Below are 20,807 nucleotides of genomic sequence, written 5' to 3'. Positions count from 1 at the left end.
CCTCATCCTGCTTTCGGGCCTGCACCGGAAGCCCATCGTCGGTGATGATCGCCCGGCGCCGCGACCATGGTGACGCGCCGAGGCGCCGGATGCCAGGGCGCGAACCGGATCGGTGACCGTCCGGACACGGCGGGCAGCCCCCTCCAGGGCGTCACCCGGCGCCGGGTCACAGCCCGTAGCGGGCCCAGGTGGCCTTCGTCTCCACCGCCGAGAGCAGTTCGAACGCGACGTCGGCCGGATCACCGAACGAGTGAGCCCGGGCCGCGCCACCACCGGCCCCGAGCCGGGCGAGCAGCGGCCTGCGCTGCTCGACCGGGCGCTGCTCGGCGTCCGGGAACCGCTCGTCCAGGACGTCGTGCACGGTGCCGATGCCGTCGACGAGCCCGAGCTCGCGGGCGCGCTCACCGAGCCACACCTCGCCGTCGAACAGCTCGGTGTCCCCCGCGAGCCGGTCGCCGCGGCGCTCGCGGACCCAGCCGGTGAACCGCTCGTGCAGCTGCTCCTGCAGGCCGGTGAGCCAGGCGACGTCCTCGGCCTTCTCCGGCAGGAACGGGTCCAGCCGCGACTTCGAGCCGCCGGCGGTGTGCAGCCGGCGGGACACGCCCCACTTGTCGATCAGGCCGTCGAGCCCGAACCCGGCACTGACGACACCGATCGAGCCGACGATCGAGGTGGAGCAGGCGTAGATCTCGTCGGCGGCGCAGGCGAGCCAGTAGCCACCGGAGGCGGCGACGTCCTCGCAGAACGCCAGTACCGGCACCTCGGCCTCCGCGGCCAGGCTGCGGATCCGGTCACCGATCAGCTGGGACTGGGTCGGCGAGCCACCCGGTGAATTGATCACCAGGGCGACGGCGGCGAGCCGCTCCGGGGCGAACGCCCGCTCCAGCACCTTCTCGACCGAGGCGGCGTTGAGCACCTGGCGGGGCACCGGTGCGGCCTGGGCGCTGATCACACCGTGCAGCCGGACCACCGAGACCACCGGCGCCCCGGCGGCTCCGACGGTCTCACCGAGCTTGCCGGGCAACCGGGAGGTGACGGCGGCCGGTATGCGCAGGACGTCCATGCCCGTCCACCGTACGCGGGAGCGCTGGGTGACCGCTGGTGACCGGATCGGCACAGTGGGCAGCCGCTCCGCCACCCGTGCGGAGCAGCGCCGGGGGCCGTCAGGCCCGGATGCCCGCCCGGAACTTGGGCACCCGCAAGGTGATCTTCATACCGGCGCCGACGTTGGTGTCGACGACCAGACCGAAGTTGTCGCCGAACGCCGACCGCATCCGGTCGTCGACGTTGCCGAGGCCGACGTGGGCTCCGGACAGGTGGGCGTCGTCGAGGTCCTCGTTCAGCCGGGCCGGGTCCATGCCGACCCCGTCGTCCTCCACGACGATCACGCACTCGGACCCGGCGTTCTCCGCGCGGATGGTGACGGTGCCGCCGTTCGGCTTGCCGGAGAGGCCGTGCCGGACCGCGTTCTCCACCAGCGGCTGCAACGCCAGGAACGGGAGGACCACGTTCTTGATCTCGTCGTCGATCTGCAGCCGGATGTTGAGCCGATTGCCGAACCGGGCCTTCTCCAGCTGCACGTAGCGCTGGATGTTGTCGAGCTCGTCGGTCAGCGTCGTGTACTCGCCGGCGGAACGGAACGAGTACCGCGTGAAGTCGGCGAACTCGATCAGCAGCTCGCGGGCACGGGACGGGTCGGTCCGGATGAAGGACGCGATCGTGGTCAGCGCGTTGTAGACGAAGTGCGGCGAGATCTGCGCCCGAAGCGCACGGACCTCGGCCCGGTTCAGCCGGGCCCGCGAGTCGTCGAGCTCGGCCAGCTCCAGCTGGCTCGACACGTACCGGGCGACCTCGCCGGTCGCCCGCAGGACGGGCGGCCCCGCGGTCGCCGGCGTGAGCGCGGCCAGCGTGCCGATGATGGTGCCGTCGCTCTCCAGCGGCACGACGACGATGCCGCGGACCTCGCAGCCGGGCTGGCTGCACTTGATGGAGGTGTGGCTCATCAGCTCCATCCGGCCGGTGGAGACCACCCGGTCGGCGAGCGTCTGGACGTCCTGCTGGTGCTGGTCGGCGCTGCCGTCCCAGCCCAGGACCGTGCCGCGCGAGTCGGTCATCGCCATCGCGGTCGTCTCGAGCAGCTGGCGCAGGTAGGGCAACGCCTGCGACGCCGAACGCGCCGAGAGCCCCTCGCGCAGCACCGGCGCGGCCAGCGCCACCGTGTGCAGCGCCGAGAACGTGGCCTTCGCCAGGGGGGAGACCATGTTGTTGCGGCGGTTGCGCTGCCAGAGGAAGACGAACACCGCGACCGCGAGGACGACCACGACGACCGCCAGCAGCAGCACCAGCGACGGCGTCAGCACCGTCGTGCCGTCGACGACGGCGAGCACCCCCGACTCCACCCGCACCTACCTCACCAACCGGGACAGCCGCCGGTCGGCGAGCGGCTTGCCACCGGTCTGACAGGTGGGACAGTACTGGAACGATCTCTCCGCGAAGGAGACCTCCCGGACGGTGTCACCGCACACCGGGCAGGGCAGCCCGGTGCGGGCGTGCACCCGCAGCCCGGAGCGCTTCTCGCCCTTCAGCTCGGCCGCGCCCTGCCCGACCGACCGGCCGACGGCGTCGGCGAGCACCCCGTGCACGGCCTCGAACAGCGCGTCGCGCTGCTCGGTCGTCAGCCGGCCGGCCGTCGCGTACGGCGACAACCGGGCGGTGTGCAGGATCTCGTCGGAGTAGGCGTTGCCGATCCCGGCGACCGTCGACTGGTCGGTCACCAGCGTCTTGAGCCGGCGGGTGTCGCCGTCGAGCAGCTCGTCCAGGCCCGGGCGGGTCAGCTCGAGCGCGTCCGGCCCGAGCTTCGCGATCCCGGGGACCAGGGCGGGGTCGTCGACCAGGTACACGGCGAGCCGCTTCTGGGTTCCGGCCTCGGTGAGGTCGAAACCCGGGCCGCCGACGGCGTCGAGGTGCACCCGCAGCTGCAGCGGACCCCGGCCGGGCTTGGGCGGGGTGGCGCCCGCCGTGGCGTGCCAGCGCAGCCATCCCGCCCGGGAGAGGTGGGTGACCAGGTGCAGCTCGCCGTCGTCCGGCCGGTCGGCGAAGTCGACCGACAGGAACTTGCCGTACCGGGACGCACCCGTCACCACGCGGCCCACCAGGGCGGACACCGCGGGATCGAACGTCTTGAGCGCGCTCATGGAGGCCACGTCCACCCGCGCCACCGGGCGGTACACCGCGTGCTCGCGCAGGTGGTGGGCGAGCGCCTCCACCTCGGGGAGTTCCGGCACCGCGCGCCTCCTAGTTCATCGGCTGCAACGGGCTGTCCGCGTGGCCCGGGGTGGACCGGTTCTTCAGGCTGCGCACGACCACCCGGGTCTCCTCGCGCGCGGTCGCGAGCCCCCGGACCATCCCGGTCCAGCTCTCCGGGGGCAGGTCGTACCCGCCCTGGGTCTTCGCGGTGATCGTGAACGGGCGCCGCAGCAGCCAGCGGGCCGGGAAGAAGCCCAGCCCGACGACCACGACGAGCCAGTAGAACCACGGGAAGATCACGTTGTCCGGGACCCAGACCAGCAGCATCAGCCAGAAGAAGGCGAGCGAGGAGAGGATCAGCACGACGGCGCCGCTGCCGGCGTCCACGTCGTGCTCGAACTCGTCGCCCACAGCGGGCGTCGCCCACTCGATCCGCCGCTGGACCTGCCACTCGCGGTAGTCCGCCGCGATGACCGTCTTCGTCGCCAAGGTCTCCGCTCCCCTGCCCGTACCCGAGTCGATGTTCCCACAGGTCACCGACAGAACCGAGTGTCCGCGCGGGAGCGCCGGGACGTCAGCAGGCCGGTTCGGTGGACTCCCGATCGGGGACGCCGGGCGCCAGCAGCTCGGAGCGGGTCAGGACGACCGGCTCGGGCCCGTCGTTGCGGAGCTCGTTCGGCTCGCCGTCACCGAGGAAGAACGCCTGCTCGGCCCCGAACGTCTGCGGCTCGCAGCGGCCGGCCCGCTGCACCGTCACGGTGCCGGAGCGGACGGCCGACACGGCCGTGCCGGGGTGCCGGATCCATCCGGTGGCCTGACCGGGCTGCAGCACCTCGGTCCGCACCAGCAGCTCCGACGGGCCGGGCGTGCCGATCTCGATCGGCCGCTCCAGCGCGCCCCGCGCGTCGGACCCGGCCTGGGCGACCGGGACCCCGGGGACACCGGGCGCCGCGGCCGGCTCCTCGCCGGGACCGGTGGACGGTCCCCGCGCCGGTGCGGACTCCCCGGCGGGAGCGGCGGCGGGGTCGTCGGGATGGCCGAGCTGGCCGGGCTGCGCGCATCCGGCGAGCAGCGCGCCGATCAGGACGAGCAGGACGGTGCCGGTCAGGGAACGGATGCGCACGGACGGTCCTCCCGGGGAGCGAGACGGATCACCCGCGAGGCTAGTGGCGCGTCACCACGCCGGCCGCAGCCGGGTGACGACGACCGCGCCGTCCGGTGTGCGCCATCCCCTTCTCACGACCGAGCCGGGTCCGCCGAGGCAGGTCGTACCGGCACGGCAGGCCCATGGTGTAGGTCACAGCGAACCGGTTTGCATTGCGCAACGCAGAAGCGCATCCTTGCATCCGTCAACTAGTTGCGTGATACATGCACCACCGGGAGAGGGGCGCGCGATGAGCACCGCGAAGCCCGCGACGGCCGAGCCGGACGAGGCCGACATCGAGCTCGCCGACACCGTGGTCCGTGAGCTGTTCATGCTGGTCCGCCAGGTCAAGAGGTCGGCGGAGCGGCACCGCCCCGACATGATCGTCGACATGGCCGGCTACCACGTCCTGGCCCACCTGCACTTCGGCGGACCGCAACGGGCCACCGAGATCGCGGCGGCCTTCCACTCCGACCCCTCGACGATCAGCCGCCAGGTCTCGGCGCTGGTCAAGGCCGGCCTCGTCGAGCGCCGCGCCGACCCCGGCGACGGCCGCGCCTCGCTGCTCGCCGCCAACGACGAGGGCGTCCGGGTGATCGAGACCGAGCGACGGCGCCGCGCCCACGTGATCGCCGAGGTGCTCGGCGGGTGGGACCCCGCCGACCGCGTCGCGCTGACCACGCTGCTCGACCGCTTCCTCGACGACTACCAGACCTTCGAAGCACGGGAGTCCTGAATGTCCACCGCTGCCGCCGCTGCGCGGCCCGCCGCCGCGAGCGCCGACGGAGAGCTGACGCACCGGCAGATCCTCACCGTCCTGGGTGGACTGATGCTGGGAATGTTCCTGGCCGCCCTGGACCAGACGGTCGTGTCGACCGCCATCCGCACGATCGCCGACGACCTCTCCGGCCTGTCCCTGCAGGCCTGGGCGACCACGGCGTTCCTCATCACCAGCACGATCACGACGCCGCTCTACGGCAAGCTCTCCGACATCTTCGGCCGCAAGCCGCTGTTCATGACCGCGATCTCGATCTTCCTGATCGGCTCGGTGGCCTGCACCCTGGCCTGGTCGATGTACTCCCTCGCCGCGTTCCGTGCGCTGCAGGGCCTCGGCGCCGGTGGCCTGATGTCGCTGGCGCTGACCATCCTCGGTGACATCGTGCCGCCGCGGGAGCGGGCCCGGTACCAGGGCTTCTTCCTGGCCGTGTTCGGCACGTCCAGCGTCATCGGCCCGGTCGTCGGCGGCCTGCTGTCCGGTGTGGACACCATCGCCGGGATCGACGGGTGGCGCTGGATCTTCCTGGTCAACGTCCCCATCGGACTGATCGCCCTGGTCGTCGTGCAGCGGATGCTCAACATCCCGCACGTCCCGCGGAAGGCGCGGATCGACTGGCCCGGCGCGATCGCGCTGGCGCTGTGCCTGGTGCCGCTGCTGATCGTCGCCGAGCAGGGCCGCGAGTGGGGCTGGGACTCCACGAACTCGATCGTCTGCTACGTCATCGGCGGGATCGGGCTGCTGCTCTTCCTGCTGGCCGAGCGGGCCTACGGCGACGACGCGCTGCTCCCGCTCCGGCTGTTCCGCACCGGCGTCTTCTCGCTGTCCAGCGTCATCAACCTGATGATCGGCATGGCGATGTTCGGCGGGATCGCGCTGCTCCCGCAGTTCCTGCAGATCGTGCACGGCGCGACCCCGATCGAGGCCGGCTTCATGATGCTGCCGCTGGTCGGCGGGATCATGGTCGCCTCGGTGCTGTCCGGCCAGCTGACCTCGCGGACCGGTCGCTACAAGATCTTCCCGGTGATCGGCACCGCGCTGATCACCGTCGCGATGGTGCTGCTGTGGCTGACCGTCACACCGGAGATCCCGCTGCCGCAGCTCTTCGCCACGATGGCGGTCCTCGGCCTCGGCCTCGGCCTGTGCATGCAGACCCTGGTGCTGGCCGTCCAGAACGCGATGCCGGCCCGCGACATGGGCGTGACGACCTCGGCCGTCACCTTCTTCCGGCAGATGGGCGGCACGCTGGGCACCGCCGTGTTCCTCTCGGTGGTGTTCTCCACCGCCGGGGACCGGATCGGCGAGGCGCTGCGCTCCGCGATGGGCACCGCAGGCTTCCAGGCGGCGGTGACCGATCCGGCCGTGCTCGCCGACCCGGCGAACCGGCAGGTGGTCGAGGGGCTGCAGACCGGCGCGATCAACTCGTCGGTGCTGAGCGACTCGTCGTTCCTGCAGCAGATCGACCCGCGGCTCGCCGCCCCCTTCCAGGAGGGCTTCACCAGCTCGATGACGCTGGCGTTCCTCATCGCCGCCGTCGTGATCGCGGCCGCGTTCGTGCTGGTGCTGTTCGTGAAGGAGCTGCCGCTGCGGACGATGTCCGGTGCGCAGGCCGCGCGGGCGGAGGCCCAGGCCAGTGCGTCGGCGAGCCTCCCCACCGGTGACGCGACGACCGCGGCCCCGGTGCCCGCCCCGGCCGGTCGCGGTGCGGGCGTCGAGCCCGGCCGCGCGATCGACGCCCCGCCCACCACGCCGATCCCGGTGATCGGCCGTGCCGACGGCTCCCGCAACGGCACGCCGCAGCCCGACGGCGCCGCACACCCGGCTCCCGCCACCGGGCAGCCGGCAGCCGCACCGGTCGCGCCGCCCGCGCCCGCGGCGGCCCCGCCGGCCCGGGGCGGCGGCCCGGCCGTCACCGGACGCGTGCAGCACGGTTCCGGTGACGCGCTCACCGGGGCGGTCGTCACCGTCGCCCGGCTGTCGGGTGACCAGGTCGGCCGCACCACCACCGACGACGACGGCCACTACCGGATCGCGCTCGACGGCCCGGGCCGCTACCTGGTCGTCGCCGCCTCCGGCGCGCTGCCGCCGCACGCCGCGACGGTGTCGGTGGGCACCGAGCCCGTCCGGCACGACGTGCGGCTGGCCGGTGGCAGCGGGATCCACGGGACCGTGCAGGACGCGGCCGGCCACGGCGCGGCGGGCGTGACCGTCTCGCTGATCGACGCCGGTGGCGACGTCGCCGCGTCGGGCCGCTCCGGCGAGGCCGGGCGCTACGCCCTCACCGGGGTGCCGTCCGGGCGGTACACGCTGACGGCCGTCGGCGAGGGGGTCGACCCGGTCGCGGTCGGGGTGGAGGTCCCGGCCACCGGCTCCGCACTGCAGGACCTGCGGCTGCCGCAGCGCTCGCGCCTCACCGGCCGGGTGACCGCCGCACCGGACGGCCTGCCGGTCGGCCAGGCACTCGCCACCCTGATCGACTCCGAGGGTGCGGTCGTCGGGTCGCGGCTGTCCGGACCCGACGGCACCTTCACCTTCGAGGGCCTCGCCGCGGGCAGCTACACGCTCGCGACCAGCGGCTACCCGCCGGTGGCGACCGTCGTCGCGCTGGAGCCGGGCCGGGTGACCCACTCCGACGTGGAGTTCCCGCACCCGCTCGACGAGCCCGGCCCCGTCCCGTCGCCGAACGGCAACGGCCGGCACGTCCGGGAGGGTGACCCCCGGTAGGGGTTCCACGTGGAACGGCCCGGCACCCGAGCAGGAGGGGTGCCGGGCCGTTCCCGTCGAACGCCCGAGTGCACGGCCGGTCGCTACACCGCGATCGCGGCGCCCACCCCGGACCGCGGGTCCACCGCCGCGTGCAGCGTCCCGGCGCCACCGCCACCGGGCACCGCGTCGCCCCGGCCGGCCGCACACATCCGCCCGAGCGCCCACGGCCCGGCGTCGTCGACCGCGTGCCCGCGGTCCCGCAGCGACGCCAGGGTCGCCGCGCCGAGCCGCGACTCGACGACCAGCCCGTGCGGCTCCCACCCGCGCGGCGCGAACGACGCCGGGAAGGCCGTCGAGTGCCAGGCCGGGGCGTCGATCGCGGCCTGCAGGTCCAGGTCGCCGTGGATCATCGCGAGCAGGAAGCACAGCTGCCACTGGTCCTGCTGGTCGCCACCCGGGGTCCCGAACGCGACCGCGGGCTCGCCGTCGCGCAGCGCCAGCGACGGGCTGAGCGTGGTCCGCGGCATCCGGCCCGGCGCCAGCGAGCTCGCGAGGCCCTCCTCCAGCCAGGACATCTGACCGCGGGTCCCCAGGCAGAACCCGAGCGACGGGATGGTCGGCGAGGACTGCAGCCAGCCACCGGACGGCGTCACCGAGACCATGTTCCCGGCGGCGTCGACGACGTCGACGTGCACGGTGTCCCCGCGGGCGACCCCGTCCCGGCTCACCGTCGGCTCGCCGGTGCCGGGACCCTCCGTGCCCGAGCCGCGGGCAGCACCCGGGGTGGCGGCGTGGCGGCCGATCCGCGGCTCGCGGCCGCCCGGGGAACCCGGCCGCAGACCCGGATCGGACGTCGCTCCGAGCAGCGCCCGCCGGGCGTCGGTGTAGGGGTCGGAGAGCAGGTCCGCGACGACGCCGTCGCCGCCGGGGTCGCCGTACCAGGCCTCCCGGTCCGCGAACGCCAGCTTCGCCGCCTCGGCGGCGAGGTGCACAGTGTCCGCGGTCGCGACACCGCCGGGCAGCTCGACGCCGGTACCGGCCAGCAGCCGCAGCTGCTGCAGCAGCACCGGGCCCTGCGACCACGGCCCGCACTTGGCCACCGACCAGCCCCGGCCCGCGTCGGCGACCAGGGCCGGCTCGTAGTGCGCCGACCAGCCGGCGAGATCGTCGGCGGTGAGCAGGCCCGTGCGGTCGAGCCCCGTCTCGTCGCGGACCGGGGTGGTCGCGCAGAAGCGTCCGATCTCCTCGGCGACGAAGCCGCGGTACCAGGCGTCGCGGGCCGCGTCGATCCGCGCCTCCCTGCTCGGGCCGGTCGCGGCGGCGAGCAGCCGCCGCCAGGTCTCGGCCAGCGCGGGGAGCCGGACGCTCTCGCCCGGTGCCGGGACGCGGCCGTCGGGCAGCCAGGTCGCCGCCGACGTCGGCCAGTGCGCGCGGAAGTGGCCGGCGACCGTCGCCAGCGCGGCGGAGATCCGCGGGACCAGCGGGAACCCGCCCGCGGCGTAGCCGAGCGCCGGTTCGAGCACGTCGGCGAGCTCCCAGGTGCCGTGGTCCCGCAGCAGGGTCAGCCAGCCGTCCCAGGCGCCGGGAACGGTGGCCGGGAGCAGGCCGGTCCCCGGGACGGTCTCGCAGCCGGCGTCGCGCATCCGGTCGATCGTCGCCGCGGCCGGGGCGACGCCCTGGGCGCACAGCACCGTCGGGGACGGGTCGGCGGCGGTGACGAACACCGCGGGGAGCTCACCGCCGGGGCCGCACAGGTGCGGTTCGACGACCTGCAGGACGAACCCGCAGCTCACCGCCGCGTCGAAGGCGTTTCCGCCCCGGGCGAGCACGGTCGCCGCGGCGGCGGTGCCGAGATGGTGGGTGCTGCTGACCGCGCCACGCGGGCCGATCCGGTCGTATCCACGGGGAGCCACGCCCCGCATCGTCACACGGGCAGGTCGGTCAGCTCCGTCACCAGTGGCACCTCGAGCACCCGATCCGACGACATCCACTCCCGCAGCGCGTGGGTCGCCAGCACGTCGTCGGTGTTGTAGCCGAGCAGCCGCTCGCGCTGCGCGGGATCGGGCTCACCGCCCTCCAGCGCGACGGCGTCGCGGTACCACCGCATCGAGTTCTCTCCGCCGGCCTCCGGGTCCCGCCAGGAGAAGCCCGCCGCGGGCGCGATCTTCTTCAGTCCCTTGCCCTGCGCACACAGGAACCAGGTCGACACGACGCCGTAGAGATCGACCCAGCACGGGTCCTCGATGAACTCGCGGACTTGTGCCTCGGTCGGGACGCCGGGCATCCCGGCGAACCGGTGCGCCGACGACAGCATCCACCGGTTCTCGGCCTGCTCGTTGTAGCAATAGGCGGCGAACGACCGGCCCGACGCGCGGGCGGCCGCGCGGATCCCGGACAGCCACGTCCAGAACTCGCCGAACGAGCGGCCCTCGTCGCGCGTGGGGAGCGGGTCCCAGGTGGCGAACGCGCGGTAGCCCGGGTCGGGGTCGCCGTCGCGCGCCCCGCCGGGCAGCGACAGCAACGCTCCCCAGAGGTACGCGCCGGACTCGCCGAAGCTCTCCATGTCGACGTCGACCTCGACGTCGGCACGCGGCACCTCCACCCGCGGCACCCGGCGGGCCACGGCCAGCCCGTGCCTGCGAGCCCGCGCCAGTGCCACGAGATCCCCGAACGGCGGTCCGGGCAACGGCGCGGCCAGCTCCGACGGCGGGTCGGCCGGATCCAGCCCGGCCAGTCCGGCGACGGTCGCCACACCGGCCGACCGCAGCAGCCGCGCCGTCTCGCCGTGGGCGACCAGGCTGACGTCGTCGGCGCTCTCCAGGGCGGCCTCGCACGTGGGCCACCACGGGCAGCGGCGGCACTCGGTGATCCGCGACGGCGCCGCGAGCGCCGGCCCCCCGGCCGCGGCCGACCGGGCGACCGCGGCGCGGTCGGCGAACCGGACGTCGTACTCCTCCAGGGTGGAACGCCCACCCGGCCAGTGCCCGGTGTCCAGGTCGTGCCAGACGACGACGTCGGCATCCAGCCCGATCACCCCGCCGAGCCGCGGCGCGGGCTCCGGCGGCGCCCAGCCCGCGGCCTCCAGCAGCCGGGTCAGCTGGGCCAGGGCCAGGAGGTCGCGGGGCTGCGAGCGGACCTTGCGGTCCGGGTCGTGCCGGGCGCGCTGCGGCCAGGGGTCGGTGACCGCCGTGGTCCGGGCGCCCTCGCCGGGATCAGTGATGCGCCGCCGCACGACGAGCAGCGGGACGTAGCCGCCGCCGGGCGCCCGCACCAGGAGCTCCGCGGTGCCGCGGCGGTCGTCGTCGAGCGGGAGCACGGCACCCCAGATCAGCGGGGTGCCCGCCGCCACCAGTTCCGCCGTCCGGGCGGCCCGCGCCGCGCGGGACCCGGCGGGTGGCCCGGACGCCTCGCCGTCGGACGCGGCCGCGACCGGGACGCCCGCCGGACCCTCCGCCGTGGCCGGGCCCGTCGCGCCGCCGGGCCAGGTGCTCGCCCAGGCCCCGCCCCAGGTGCCGGCCAGCAGCTCGCCGATCCGCGCACGGTGCGCGGCCGCGTCGGCCCGGCGCTGCTCGATCGCGGGGTCGGGCAGGGCCCGGGGTGCACCGCTCGCCGACGGGTCGTGGTCCAGGTGCACCCGGCGGCGGCACCCGGTCAGCGCGGCGGCGTCGAGCAGGACGCGCGGCGCCGCACGGGATCCGGTCGAGGTGCTCACGGTGGTCGAGGGTAGAGACCGTCCCCGACAGTTCCGACGGGTACCGATCCGGTGGACGACGCCGTCACTCCGCGGTGTCGGACCTGCGCGGGCGGTGGGACGGGCCTTAGGCTCCGGCGACGACATCGCGATCAACTGTGGTCGGACCGACCCCGGGAGGACACGACATGGGACTGCTGCGCAGGAAGCCGCGCGCCGGCGAGCGCGCCGCCGCGGCGACCAGGGAGGCGGCGGTCGACGCGTCCGAGCGGGTGCACACCGCCGCCGTGCAGACCGCCGAGTTCACCAAGGAGACCGCGGACCTGGCGTCGGAGAAGCTGCACCGCCGGGCCGAGTCGGCGAGCCGCCGCGCCGAGAAGGCGGGCCGGCGGGCGGCCCGGACCACCCGTCGTGCGGTGGACTCGGGCACGCACTCGGTCGCCGCCGCCGCGAACGGTCTGCTCACCGAGGCCGACCTCAAGGCGCGTTCGGCCGACCGGAAGACCGCGAAGACCGCCGCGAAGGCGGACGCCGGCGCCCGCAAGGCCGAGGCCAAGGCCGCGCAGGCCGCGGAGAAGGGCCGGCTCAAGAGCGAGGCCCGCGCCGCGAAGGACGCCGAGCGCGAGCGCGCCGCCCGCGAGTGGAACGCCAAGCGGGTGCAGCGCTACCTCGGCATCGCCAAGATCGTGGCGCCGCTGGTGGCCCCGTACGCGATGGCCGCCGCGGGCACGCTGCGGCACCGGCTCGACGACCACCGGTCCCGGCGGCTCGGCGTCTCGCCGGACGAGCTGGGCGGCTACTCGGGCCCCGGCGGGAAGCTGCACGCACGGCTGTCCCGGATCTCGCGGACGATCGCCGAGCTGCGCGCGGACGGCACCACCGACCGGGACGCGAACGCCAAGCGGTTCGCCGACGAGACCGAGCCGCGGCTGCACGACCTGGCCGCCGCCGTCCGGGCCGCGGAGAACATGCCGGCCGCCCGCCGCAAGGCGGCGTTCCGCACGATCTCGCACGACCTGGACCGCATCGAGGTCGAGCTGCTGGACCACCTGGGCGTCCGGGCCTGAGCCGGACGGGCGCCGCACGCACCGTGCGCGCGGCGCCCGTCGCTCAGCCCGCGCGGTAGGTCTCCAGCAGCCGCAGCCACACCTCGCTGACCGTGGGGAACGCGGGTACCGCGTGCCACAGCCGGGCCAGCGGGACCTCGCCGACGACGGCGATCGTCGCCCCGTGCAGCAGCTCCGCCACACCGGGTCCGACGAAGGTCACCCCGATCAGCACCTCCCGGCGGGTGTCGACGACCGCGACCACGCGACCGGCCCAGTCGTCGGCGGTGAGCGACGACCCGGCGACGGCGATGTCCATGTCGACGACCCGCACGTCCAGGCCGTCCCGCCGGGCGGCGTCGGCGGTCCGGCCGACCCAGGCGACCTCGGGATCGGTGAACACCACCTGGGGCACGGCGTGGTGGTCGGCCGTCGCGGCGTCCTCGCCCCAGGCGCCGTCGTCGAGCCCGCGGCCTGCGGCCCGGGCGGCGATCGCGTGCGCGGCGATCCGCGCCTGGTACTTGCCCTGGTGGGTGAGCGGTGCCCGGCCGTTGACGTCCCCGACCGCGTAGAGCCAGTCCCCGCCACCGTCGACGAGGCCGGAGTCGTCGACCGGGACGGCGCCGCGCCCGGTCGTCGTCACCCCGACGGTGTCGAGGCCGAGTCCGTCCGATGCTGGACGGCGCCCGGTCGCCACCAGCAGCCGGTCCACCTCGACCACCTCCCCGCCGAGGTGCAGGCGGGTCGCGTCGCCCGCGGCCTCGACGCGGTCGAGCCCGGTGTCGAGGCGGACGTCGACCCCGGCCTCCCGCAGCCCGTCGGCGACCCGCTCGGACGCGACGGGCTCGGCGTTCGGCAGCACCCGCGGTCCGTGGTTGACCAGCGTCACCCGCGACCCGAGCCGGGCGAAGGCCAGCGCCATCTCGCACCCGACGACCCCGCCGCCGAGCACGCCGAGCCGGGGCGGGATCTCCTTCGCCGAGGTCGCGCCCCGGGAACCCCAGTACTCGACCGTGTCGAGGCCGGGCACCGGCGGCGTCACCGGCACGCTGCCGGTCGCGAGCACCACCGCGCGGCGGGCCGTCACGGTCGTCTCCGTCCCGTCGGCGCCGGTGACGACGACGGTCCGCTCCCCGGCCAGGCGGCCGCGGCCGCGCAGCACCGCCGCCCCGGCACCCTCGGCCCACTCGACCTGCCCGGTGTCGTCCCAGTTCGAGGTGAAGGACGTCCGCCGCTCCAGCACGGCGGCCGGGTCGAAGTCCGCGGTGACGCCGGGCAGCCGCCGGGCGTCCGCGACCGCCTGCGGGGTGCGCAGCAGCGCCTTCGACGGGATGCACGCCCAGTAGGAGCACTCCCCGCCGAGCAGCTCGGCCTCCACGATCGCCGCGGAGAGTCCCGCGTCGACCGCGTAACCGGCGGCGTTCTCGCCGACCGGCCCTGCTCCGATGACGACGACGTCGTACTCGTGACTCATGCCACCAGCATTCCCCGCCGTCGCCGGGTTATCACCCCTGGAGTGCGGCGACCGCCTGCGCGAGCTCGACGTCGCCCTCGCGGAGCTCCAGGGTCGACCCGATCGTGTGGTCCGCGGTCAGCAGCGCCGCCAGTACGGCGGCGGTGTCGTCACGGGTCACGTCGTCGCGGTCGACCGGCGGCGGCGCCAGCAGCACCGCGCCGGTCCCGGGGTCGTCGGTGAGCCTGCCGGGACGGAGGATCGTCGCGTCGAGCCGGTCGTCGGCGCGGATCGCCTCCTCGGCGGCCTTCTTCGCCCGGATGTAGGCGGCCCAGACCTCGCCGCGCTCCGGATCCGGCTCGGCGTCCACCCCGGTCGAGGAGACCAGCAGGTAGCGGCGGATCCCGGCGGCCGCGGCCGCGTCGGCGAGCAGCGTCGCGCCGTCGCGGTCGACGGTCTCCTTGCGGGCCGCCGTGCTGCCCGGCCCGGCGCCCGCCGCGAACACGACCGCGCCGGCGCCCCTCAGCTGCACGGCGAGCTCGTCCGCGGTCGCCGACTCCAGGTCGGCCACGACCGGCCGGGCGCCGGTCGCCGCCACCTCGTCGGTGTGGTCGGGGTTGCGCACGATCGAGCGGACCGTGTGCTCGTTGCCCGCGAGCAGCGCGGCCAGCCGCATCGCGATCTTCCCGTGTCCTCCGGCGATCACCACGTCCATGGTCCGAGGCTAGGCCCGGACCGCACGTCGCGCGCGGTACCTACCGGCGGTTCGGCTTCAGCGTCCAGACGATCGTCATCGCGCCGGTCTGCACGCCGTCGGCGTCGGTGATCGTGACGTCGACCGAGAACTCCGGCCGGGTGCCGCCGTCGAGCTCGGCGAGGACCTCACCCGCCGGACGGGTCAGGACCGCCTCCGCCCGCAGGTCGCCCGTCGCCAGCTTCAGGTAGCGGATCTCGGAGCGGACGACGAGCGGGACGGCCCGGTCGCCCGCCGAGGCGAAGGCCGCGAGGCCCACCGCGCCCGAGGCGGTCTCCCCCAGCCCGAACATGACCGCGGCGTGCGGGCCGCCGACATGGTTGTGCTGGTCGGAGCGATCGGGGAGGAACGCCTCCACCCGCTCGGTGGTGATCTCGCCGAAGGTGATCCCTGCCGTGCCCACCCACGGCACGGCCTGCGTCATCGCCCCGGCCACCCAGCTCGCGTCGTCAGCCATGACCCGGAGGCTACTCGTCAGTAACCGGTTCGGGTAGCCGCCCGATTCGTCCGTCGTATCGCTGGGCGAGAAAGGATCCCCTTGTCCGCGGTCCGCGGTGGGGTTCTGATCGATGTGACAGGCGGCACAACGCGATCACGGTCACGTCGGCGCCGCTCCCACAGCAACGACCGCGAGTCCCACCACGATCGACGCGCACCGCCGCGCGTCCGACGCCAGGAGGTACCCCGTGAAGGCCGTGCGGGTGCACGCGTACAAGCAGGACCCCCAGCTCGAGGACATCCCCGAGCCGACGATCCAGGGACCGCTCGACGTCATCGTCAAGGTCGGCGGTGCCGGTGTCTGCCGGACCGACCTGCACATCATCGACGGCGACTGGGCCGACATCCAGAACCCGGACCTGCCCTACGTGATCGGGCACGAGAACGCCGGGTGGGTGCACGCCGTCGGCGACGGCGTCACGAACGTCAAGGTCGGCGACACCGTCATCCTGCACCCGCAGCCGTCGTGCGGGCTGTGCACGATGTGCCGCTACGGGCGGGACATGCAGTGCACCGGCGACGCCTTCTTCCCCGGCCTGTCGAACAACGACGGCGGCATGGCCGAGTACCTGCGCACCACCGCCCGGGCGTGCGTGAAGCTGAACCCGGACACCAACCCGGCCGACGTCGCCGCGCTCGCCGACGCCGGCATCACCGCCTACCACGCGGTCCGCAAGTCGGTGCCGTTCCTCTACCCGGGCACCACCGCCGTCGTGCAGGGCGCGGGCGGGCTCGGGCACATCGGCATCCAGGCGCTCGCCGCGCTGACCGCGACGAAGATCATCGTCGTCGACAAGAACCCGGCCGCGCTGGACCTGGCGAAGAAGATCGGGGCGGACGAGACGGTCGTCGCCGACGGCAACCACGTCGAGGCGGTCCAGGAGATCACCGGCGGCGGCGCCACCGTCACCTTCGACTTCGTCGCCGAGCAGGGCGCCGAGCTCGACGCCTGGGCGATGACCGGTCCGGCCGGCTACCAGTTCATGCTCGGCTACGGCGGCGAGTTCAAGGCCCCGACGCTGGACTTCGTCGCCGGCGAGAAGAACGTCATCGGCAACATCGTCGGCACCTACAACGACCTGGCCGAGCTGATGGTCCTGGCGCAGGCCGGGAAGGTCACCCTGCACACCGTGCAGTACCCGCTGGACCGGGCGCTCGACGCCCTGCACGACCTCGACGCGGGCAAGGTCCGCGGCCGGGCGATCCTCGTTCCCTGATCCCTGATTCATACGTCCGTCCAGGACGTACGTACGGAAATCCTGATCCACCACCGATCAGCAGAGCAGCTGACGCAGGAGGAACCACATGTACGAGAAGGATGGCGAGAAGTACTTCGTCGTCGACTCCCACTCGCACTTCTGGGACGCGTCCCGGGAGAACTGGGTCGAGGGTCGCGAGCAGTACGCCAAGGGCTGGATCGACTGCTTCTACGGCTACCACCAGCTCGGCCCGCCCGAGACGCACTGGGACTGGGAGCACTACCTCAAGGTCTCCGCCGACGACTTCGAGCGGGACATGTTCATCGAGGGCCACGTCGACTACGCGATCTTCCAGTCGACGTACCTGAAGGAGTGGTACAAGAACGGCTTCAACACGATCGACCAGAACGCGGAGCTGCTCGAGCGGTTCGGCGACCGGGTCATCGTCAACGGCCGTTTCGACCCGCGCGAGGGCGACGCCGGGCTCCGCCAGCTCGAGGCGGACATGGAGAAGTACCACTTCAAGGGCGTGAAGCTGTACACCGCGGAGTGGAACGGCGACTCCCGCGGCTACAAGCTGACCGACCCCGAGGCCTACCGCTTCCTGCAGGCGGCGCAGGACCTGGGCGTGAAGAACGTCCACGTGCACAAGGGCCCGACGATCTGGCCGCTGGACAAGGACGCGTTCGACGTCGCCGACGTCGACCACGCGGCCACCGACTTCCAGGGCCTCAACTTCATCGTCGAGCACGTCGGCCTGCCGCGCATCGAGGACTTCTGCTTCATGGCGGTGCAGGAGCCCAACGTCTACGCCGGCCTGTCCGTCGTCGTCGGCGGCCTGATGCACGCCCGCCCGAAGTTCTTCGCCAAGGTGATGGGCGAGCTGCTGTTCTGGGTCGGCGAGGACAAGATGCTCTTCGGCGGCGACTACAACATCTGGACGCCGAAGTGGCAGGTCGAGGGCCTCGTCGACTGGCAGATGCCGGACGACGACCAGTTCGCCGACTACCCGCGCCTCACCACCGCGAGCAAGAAGAAGATCCTCGGTCTGAACGCCGCCCGGCTCTACGACATCCCGGTGCCGGACGAGCTCAAGCTGCAGGACGCCCCGGGCGAGCAGCTGGTCGCGGGACAGTGACGCCCGGGCCTGTCGACAGCACCGTCCGGCAGGCCGTGTGGTCCGCGCTGGGGACGGTGCTCGATCCGGAACTGGACGAGCCGATCACGGACCTCGACTTCGTCGAGTCGTGCACCGTCTCCCCCACCGGTGAGGTCACGGTGGGCCTGCGGCTGCCGACGTTCTTCTGCGCCCCGAACTTCTCGTTCCTGATGGTCGCCGACGCCTACGACGCGGTGACGGCCGTCCCCGGGGTGAGCAGGGCGCAGGTGACGCTGGCCGACCACCACGCCTCCGACGAGATCAACGGAGGGGTCGCGGCGCACGCCGGGTTCGTGAAGTCCTTCGAGGGCTCGCTGAACGGCGAGGCCGCGGCGGAGCTGGACGAGCTGCGCCACACGTTCCTGTCCAAGGCCGCGCTGGCCGGGCAGGACCGGGTGGCCCGGCCGCTGGTCGACGCCGGTCGCGGACCGGAGGAGCTCGCCTCGCTCACGCTCGGCGCGCTCACCGGCACCGACGCCGACACCGATGAGCTCGCCCGGATGCGTCGCCGCCGGGAGGCCATCGGCCTACCCGCCGGGGACGACGCGCCGCTGCTGGTGCATCCGGACGGAAGCCCCGTACAGGTCGAACAGGTCCCGCTCCACCTGCGCCGGGCGCGGCTGCAGCGGGTCGGGATCGAGACCAACGGGGAGTACTGCAAGTCGCTGCTCAAGATCCGTTACGAGCAGCGGGAACCCGCCGCGACAGGCGGGTGAGGACGGGCCGGACCCTGCCGGCCCCGCACCACGTGAGCCGTGCCCCTCTCGCCGGGGGCACGGCTCACGTGCGTTCCGGGGTGGCGTCGAGGACGCGCACGGTGTCGACGAGCCGGTAGCCGTCACCGGCCCGGAACGGCTCCAGGGCGTCCAGCAGGGCCGTCCGGACGGCCGCCGGTCCCGCCGAGCGGGCCGCGTGCCGGCCCGGGCCGGACTCCAGGACCCCGGCGACGAGGTCGTCGGCGTCCGGGTGGTCCGCCGGCACCCGGACGACGGCGATCTCCCGCACCGCGAGCCCGGCGAGGCCGGCGAGCCTCGCCAGCCGCTCCGGGTCGGTCAGCGGCGGGGCCCCGGTGCCGCTGCGGTCCGGGCCGGGCGGCCGGTCCTGGCGGGGTGCGGGGGCCGCGTCGGTGAGCGGGGCGAGCGCCGCACCGATCACCGCCGCGTCGCACTCGTCGGGGGTGCCCCAGACGGTGGCCCGCACCGTCCCGCCGGGTGCGCACACCCGCCCGGCCTCCCGGAGCGCCTGCACCGGGTTCGTCAGGTGCTCGAGCACCTGGACCAGGGTGACCAGGTCGAACGCGTCGTCGTCGAACGGGAGCTCGTGCGCGTCGGCGACGGTCAGCGCGGCCGACGGCGCGGCCCGCTCCGCCATCGCGAGGGCCCGCCGCTCGACGTCCACGCCGGACACGACGAGGCCGTCGCCCACGGCGCGGGCGAGCAGGCCGCCGGTGCCGCAGCCGACGTCGAGCAGCCGGGCGCCGGGTCCCGCACCCGCCAGCACGCGGTCGTGCAACGGGGAGGCGGCGGCAGCGGTGCTCACACCGGTGAGGATCTCACTTCGGCGGCAGGGTCCGCACGAAACCGGCGCCCTCCGCCACCCATCCGGCCAGCTCCGGACCGTCGAGGTCGTCGATGTCCGGCTCGCCCGCCACCCGCAGCCAGCCGGCCGTCTCGCGGCCGCTCATCACCATGCGCGAGGCCCCGCGGCGGGTCAGCAGCTCGGCGGACCGCGCCGGGTCCACCCGCACCATCAGGCCGCCGCTCCCGCTGGCGGCGACGGCCATGTGGCCGTCGAGCAGGAAGGCGAGGCCGCCGAACATGCGCCGCTCGGTGAGCCCGGGCTCGTCCGCGAGCAGGGTGCGGATGCGGGCGGCGAGCCCCTCGTCGTAGGCCACCCGACGAGTATGTGCCCGGCCGGGGTCGTGCGGGGAGGTCTCAGCGTCCCCAGACGTCCTCCGCGACCGAGACGATCAGCTCCAGCTTCCGCCGCTGGTCGTCGACGGTGAGTTCGTTGCCCTCGACGGTGGAGGAGAAGCCGCACTGCGGGGACAGGCAGAGCTGGTCCAGCGGCACGTACCGGGCGGCCTCGTCGATCCGCCGCTTCAGCACGTCCGGGTCCTCCAGGGCACCGGTCTTGGTCGTCACCAGCCCCAGCACCACCTGCTTGCCGGACGGGACGAACCGCAGCGGCGCGAACGTGCCGGAGCGCTCGTCGTCGAACTCGCAGAAGAAGCCGTCGACCTCCAGGCCGCCGAACAGTGCCTCGGCGACGTGGTCGTAGCCGCCCTCGGCCGCCCAGGACGACCGGTAGTTCCCGCGGCACATGTGCGTGGTGACGGCCAGGTCCGCGGGACGGCCGGCGATCGCCGCGTTGATCTGGCGGATGTAGCGCAGGTGCTGGGTGTCCGGGTCGTCGCCCTTCTCCGCCAGCTGCTCGCGGTGCGCCGGGTCGTTGAGGTAGGCCAGCGCGGTGTCGTCGAGCTGCAGGTAGCGGCAGCCGCGGTCGTACATCGCGGCGAGCTGGTGGGCGTAGGCACCGGAGAGGTCCGCCCAGAACTCCTCGATGTCAGGGTAGACGTCGGAGGAGATCACGGCCCGGCCGCCACGGGCGTAGACCATGCTCGGCGAGGGGATAGTCAGCTTCGGCGTCGCCGTGGTGACCTGCGACGCGAGGAAGTCGAACGCGGTGCCGAAGATCGGCTCGTCGAGCCCCACCTTCCCGTCGACCGCCATCCCGGCCGAGGTGAAGTTGTTCTGCCCGGTGGCATTGCGCATCGCCACCTCGACCTTCCCGGAGGTCCGGGAGACGCCGCCGAGGGCGTAGATGAAGTCCATGTGCCACGACGTGCGGCGGAACTCGCCGGCGGTCGCGGAGCGGAGACCGACCGACTCCTGCAGCGCGACGACGTCGGCGATCGCGGTGTCCTCGGCGGCACGCAGACCGGCGGCGTCGAGCTCACCGGCGGCGTGCCGCTCCCGGGCGGCGAGCAGGGCCGGCGGCCGCAGCAGGCTGCCGACGTGGTCGGCGCGGAACGGCGGGACCGTGCGGACGAGTTCGGACTGCGCTGTCTCCGGCATGCGCCCGAAGGTATCGCCGCGCGTGCATGTCCGCCGACCGCGCTTCCGGAGGGCGGAAC

General features: G+C 74.0%; 19 protein-coding genes. 6 read left to right on the top strand and 13 right to left on the bottom strand.

From position 1 onward, the window contains the following. Window positions 1–166: 166 nt before the first annotated feature. The 5 genes from Ae150APs1_RS17050 to Ae150APs1_RS17030 all read right to left on the bottom strand — a co-directional run bounded on the left by Ae150APs1_RS17050 (window position 167) and on the right by Ae150APs1_RS17030 (window position 4,369). Entirely contained in the window at window positions 167–1,063 is an 897-nt protein-coding gene (locus Ae150APs1_RS17050; protein WP_075298908.1) for a S49 family peptidase, read from the bottom strand. 100 nt (window positions 1,064–1,163) lie between these two features. After that, complete coding sequence (locus Ae150APs1_RS17045; RefSeq protein ID WP_010242571.1) at window positions 1,164–2,405, bottom strand: histidine kinase; 1,242 nt, start codon at window positions 2,403–2,405, stop codon at window positions 1,164–1,166. Next, window positions 2,406–3,284 (bottom strand): DNA-formamidopyrimidine glycosylase family protein, encoded by an 879-nt coding sequence (locus Ae150APs1_RS17040; protein WP_010242573.1) that lies wholly within the window; start codon window positions 3,282–3,284, stop codon window positions 2,406–2,408. A 10-nt stretch (window positions 3,285–3,294) separates the two neighbouring features. After that, window positions 3,295–3,735, bottom strand: coding sequence for a hypothetical protein (locus tag Ae150APs1_RS17035; RefSeq protein WP_010242575.1), 441 nt, complete (start codon window positions 3,733–3,735; stop codon window positions 3,295–3,297). Between the two features lie 85 nt (window positions 3,736–3,820). Continuing rightward, a complete protein-coding gene (locus tag Ae150APs1_RS17030; protein ID WP_075298906.1) occupies window positions 3,821–4,369 on the bottom strand; it encodes a cupin domain-containing protein in 549 nt (182 codons plus the stop codon). A 271-nt stretch (window positions 4,370–4,640) separates the two neighbouring features. Here Ae150APs1_RS17030 and Ae150APs1_RS32105 point away from each other — a divergent pair, with 271 nt between their 5' ends. Next, window positions 4,641–5,126, top strand: coding sequence for a MarR family transcriptional regulator (locus Ae150APs1_RS32105; RefSeq protein WP_010242579.1), 486 nt, complete (start codon window positions 4,641–4,643; stop codon window positions 5,124–5,126). Continuing rightward, window positions 5,127–7,889 carry an MFS transporter gene (locus tag Ae150APs1_RS17020; protein WP_075298904.1) on the top strand — a complete coding sequence of 921 codons (2,763 nt, stop codon included), beginning with the start codon at window positions 5,127–5,129 and terminating at the stop codon, window positions 7,887–7,889. 83 nt (window positions 7,890–7,972) lie between these two features. On the opposite strand, the gene Ae150APs1_RS17015 is transcribed toward Ae150APs1_RS17020, so the two are convergent. Then, window positions 7,973–9,784, bottom strand: a complete 1,812-nt coding sequence (locus Ae150APs1_RS17015; protein WP_249266372.1) for a gamma-glutamyltransferase — start codon at window positions 9,782–9,784, stop codon at window positions 7,973–7,975. A gap of 11 nt (window positions 9,785–9,795) precedes the next feature. Then, window positions 9,796–11,583 (bottom strand): TM0106 family RecB-like putative nuclease, encoded by a 1,788-nt coding sequence (locus tag Ae150APs1_RS17010; RefSeq protein WP_075298900.1) that lies wholly within the window; start codon window positions 11,581–11,583, stop codon window positions 9,796–9,798. A 167-nt stretch (window positions 11,584–11,750) separates the two neighbouring features. Between Ae150APs1_RS17010 and Ae150APs1_RS17005 the strand changes: the two genes are divergently transcribed. Beyond that, the gene (locus tag Ae150APs1_RS17005) at window positions 11,751–12,629 is read left to right on the top strand and encodes a DUF6474 family protein (protein ID WP_083680180.1); all 879 of its coding nucleotides are present in this window, start codon (window positions 11,751–11,753) and stop codon (window positions 12,627–12,629) included. Between the two features lie 43 nt (window positions 12,630–12,672). Here the strand turns inward: Ae150APs1_RS17005 and Ae150APs1_RS17000 are convergent, their stop codons facing one another. Genes Ae150APs1_RS17000 through Ae150APs1_RS16990 form a run of 3 tightly spaced genes read right to left on the bottom strand, consistent with a single transcriptional unit; the run spans window position 12,673 to window position 15,272 of the window. Continuing rightward, window positions 12,673–14,082, bottom strand: coding sequence for an NAD(P)/FAD-dependent oxidoreductase (locus Ae150APs1_RS17000; RefSeq protein WP_075298898.1), 1,410 nt, complete (start codon window positions 14,080–14,082; stop codon window positions 12,673–12,675). A 31-nt stretch (window positions 14,083–14,113) separates the two neighbouring features. After that, window positions 14,114–14,776, bottom strand: coding sequence for an NAD(P)H-binding protein (locus Ae150APs1_RS16995; protein ID WP_075298896.1), 663 nt, complete (start codon window positions 14,774–14,776; stop codon window positions 14,114–14,116). 40 nt (window positions 14,777–14,816) lie between these two features. Then, complete coding sequence (locus tag Ae150APs1_RS16990) at window positions 14,817–15,272, bottom strand: DUF4442 domain-containing protein (protein WP_075298894.1); 456 nt, start codon at window positions 15,270–15,272, stop codon at window positions 14,817–14,819. 229 nt (window positions 15,273–15,501) lie between these two features. On the opposite strand from Ae150APs1_RS16990, the gene Ae150APs1_RS16985 reads away from it, so the two are divergent. From Ae150APs1_RS16985 to Ae150APs1_RS16975, 3 genes are all read left to right on the top strand, one after another. Then, window positions 15,502–16,530, top strand: a complete 1,029-nt coding sequence (locus Ae150APs1_RS16985; RefSeq protein WP_060574387.1) for an NAD(P)-dependent alcohol dehydrogenase — start codon at window positions 15,502–15,504, stop codon at window positions 16,528–16,530. Between the two features lie 88 nt (window positions 16,531–16,618). After that, window positions 16,619–17,650, top strand: a complete 1,032-nt coding sequence (locus Ae150APs1_RS16980; RefSeq protein WP_010231261.1) for an amidohydrolase family protein — start codon at window positions 16,619–16,621, stop codon at window positions 17,648–17,650. Then, window positions 17,647–18,387, top strand: coding sequence for an iron-sulfur cluster assembly protein (locus Ae150APs1_RS16975; RefSeq protein ID WP_075298892.1), 741 nt, complete (start codon window positions 17,647–17,649; stop codon window positions 18,385–18,387). Before Ae150APs1_RS16980 ends, Ae150APs1_RS16975 begins: the two co-directional genes overlap by 4 nt. A 64-nt stretch (window positions 18,388–18,451) precedes the next feature. Here the strand turns inward: Ae150APs1_RS16975 and Ae150APs1_RS16970 are convergent, their stop codons facing one another. Genes Ae150APs1_RS16970 through Ae150APs1_RS16960 form a run of 3 tightly spaced genes read right to left on the bottom strand, consistent with a single transcriptional unit; the run spans window position 18,452 to window position 20,748 of the window. After that, window positions 18,452–19,210: a methyltransferase domain-containing protein gene (locus Ae150APs1_RS16970; protein ID WP_075298890.1), complete on the bottom strand. Its 759-nt coding sequence runs from the start codon at window positions 19,208–19,210 to the stop codon at window positions 18,452–18,454. A 13-nt stretch (window positions 19,211–19,223) separates the two neighbouring features. Next, window positions 19,224–19,565: a TfoX/Sxy family protein gene (locus tag Ae150APs1_RS16965; protein ID WP_075298888.1), complete on the bottom strand. Its 342-nt coding sequence runs from the start codon at window positions 19,563–19,565 to the stop codon at window positions 19,224–19,226. A 40-nt stretch (window positions 19,566–19,605) separates the two neighbouring features. Continuing rightward, window positions 19,606–20,748: a 5-methyltetrahydropteroyltriglutamate--homocysteine S-methyltransferase gene (locus tag Ae150APs1_RS16960; protein ID WP_075298886.1), complete on the bottom strand. Its 1,143-nt coding sequence runs from the start codon at window positions 20,746–20,748 to the stop codon at window positions 19,606–19,608. Between the last annotated feature and the right edge of the window lie 59 nt (window positions 20,749–20,807).

The sequence above is a fragment of the Pseudonocardia sp. Ae150A_Ps1 genome, assembly GCF_001932315.1.
Lineage (GTDB): Bacteria > Actinomycetota > Actinomycetes > Mycobacteriales > Pseudonocardiaceae > Pseudonocardia.
Note: the sequence above shows the minus strand (reverse complement) of the source record. Positions and strands in the feature narration are given on the sequence as shown.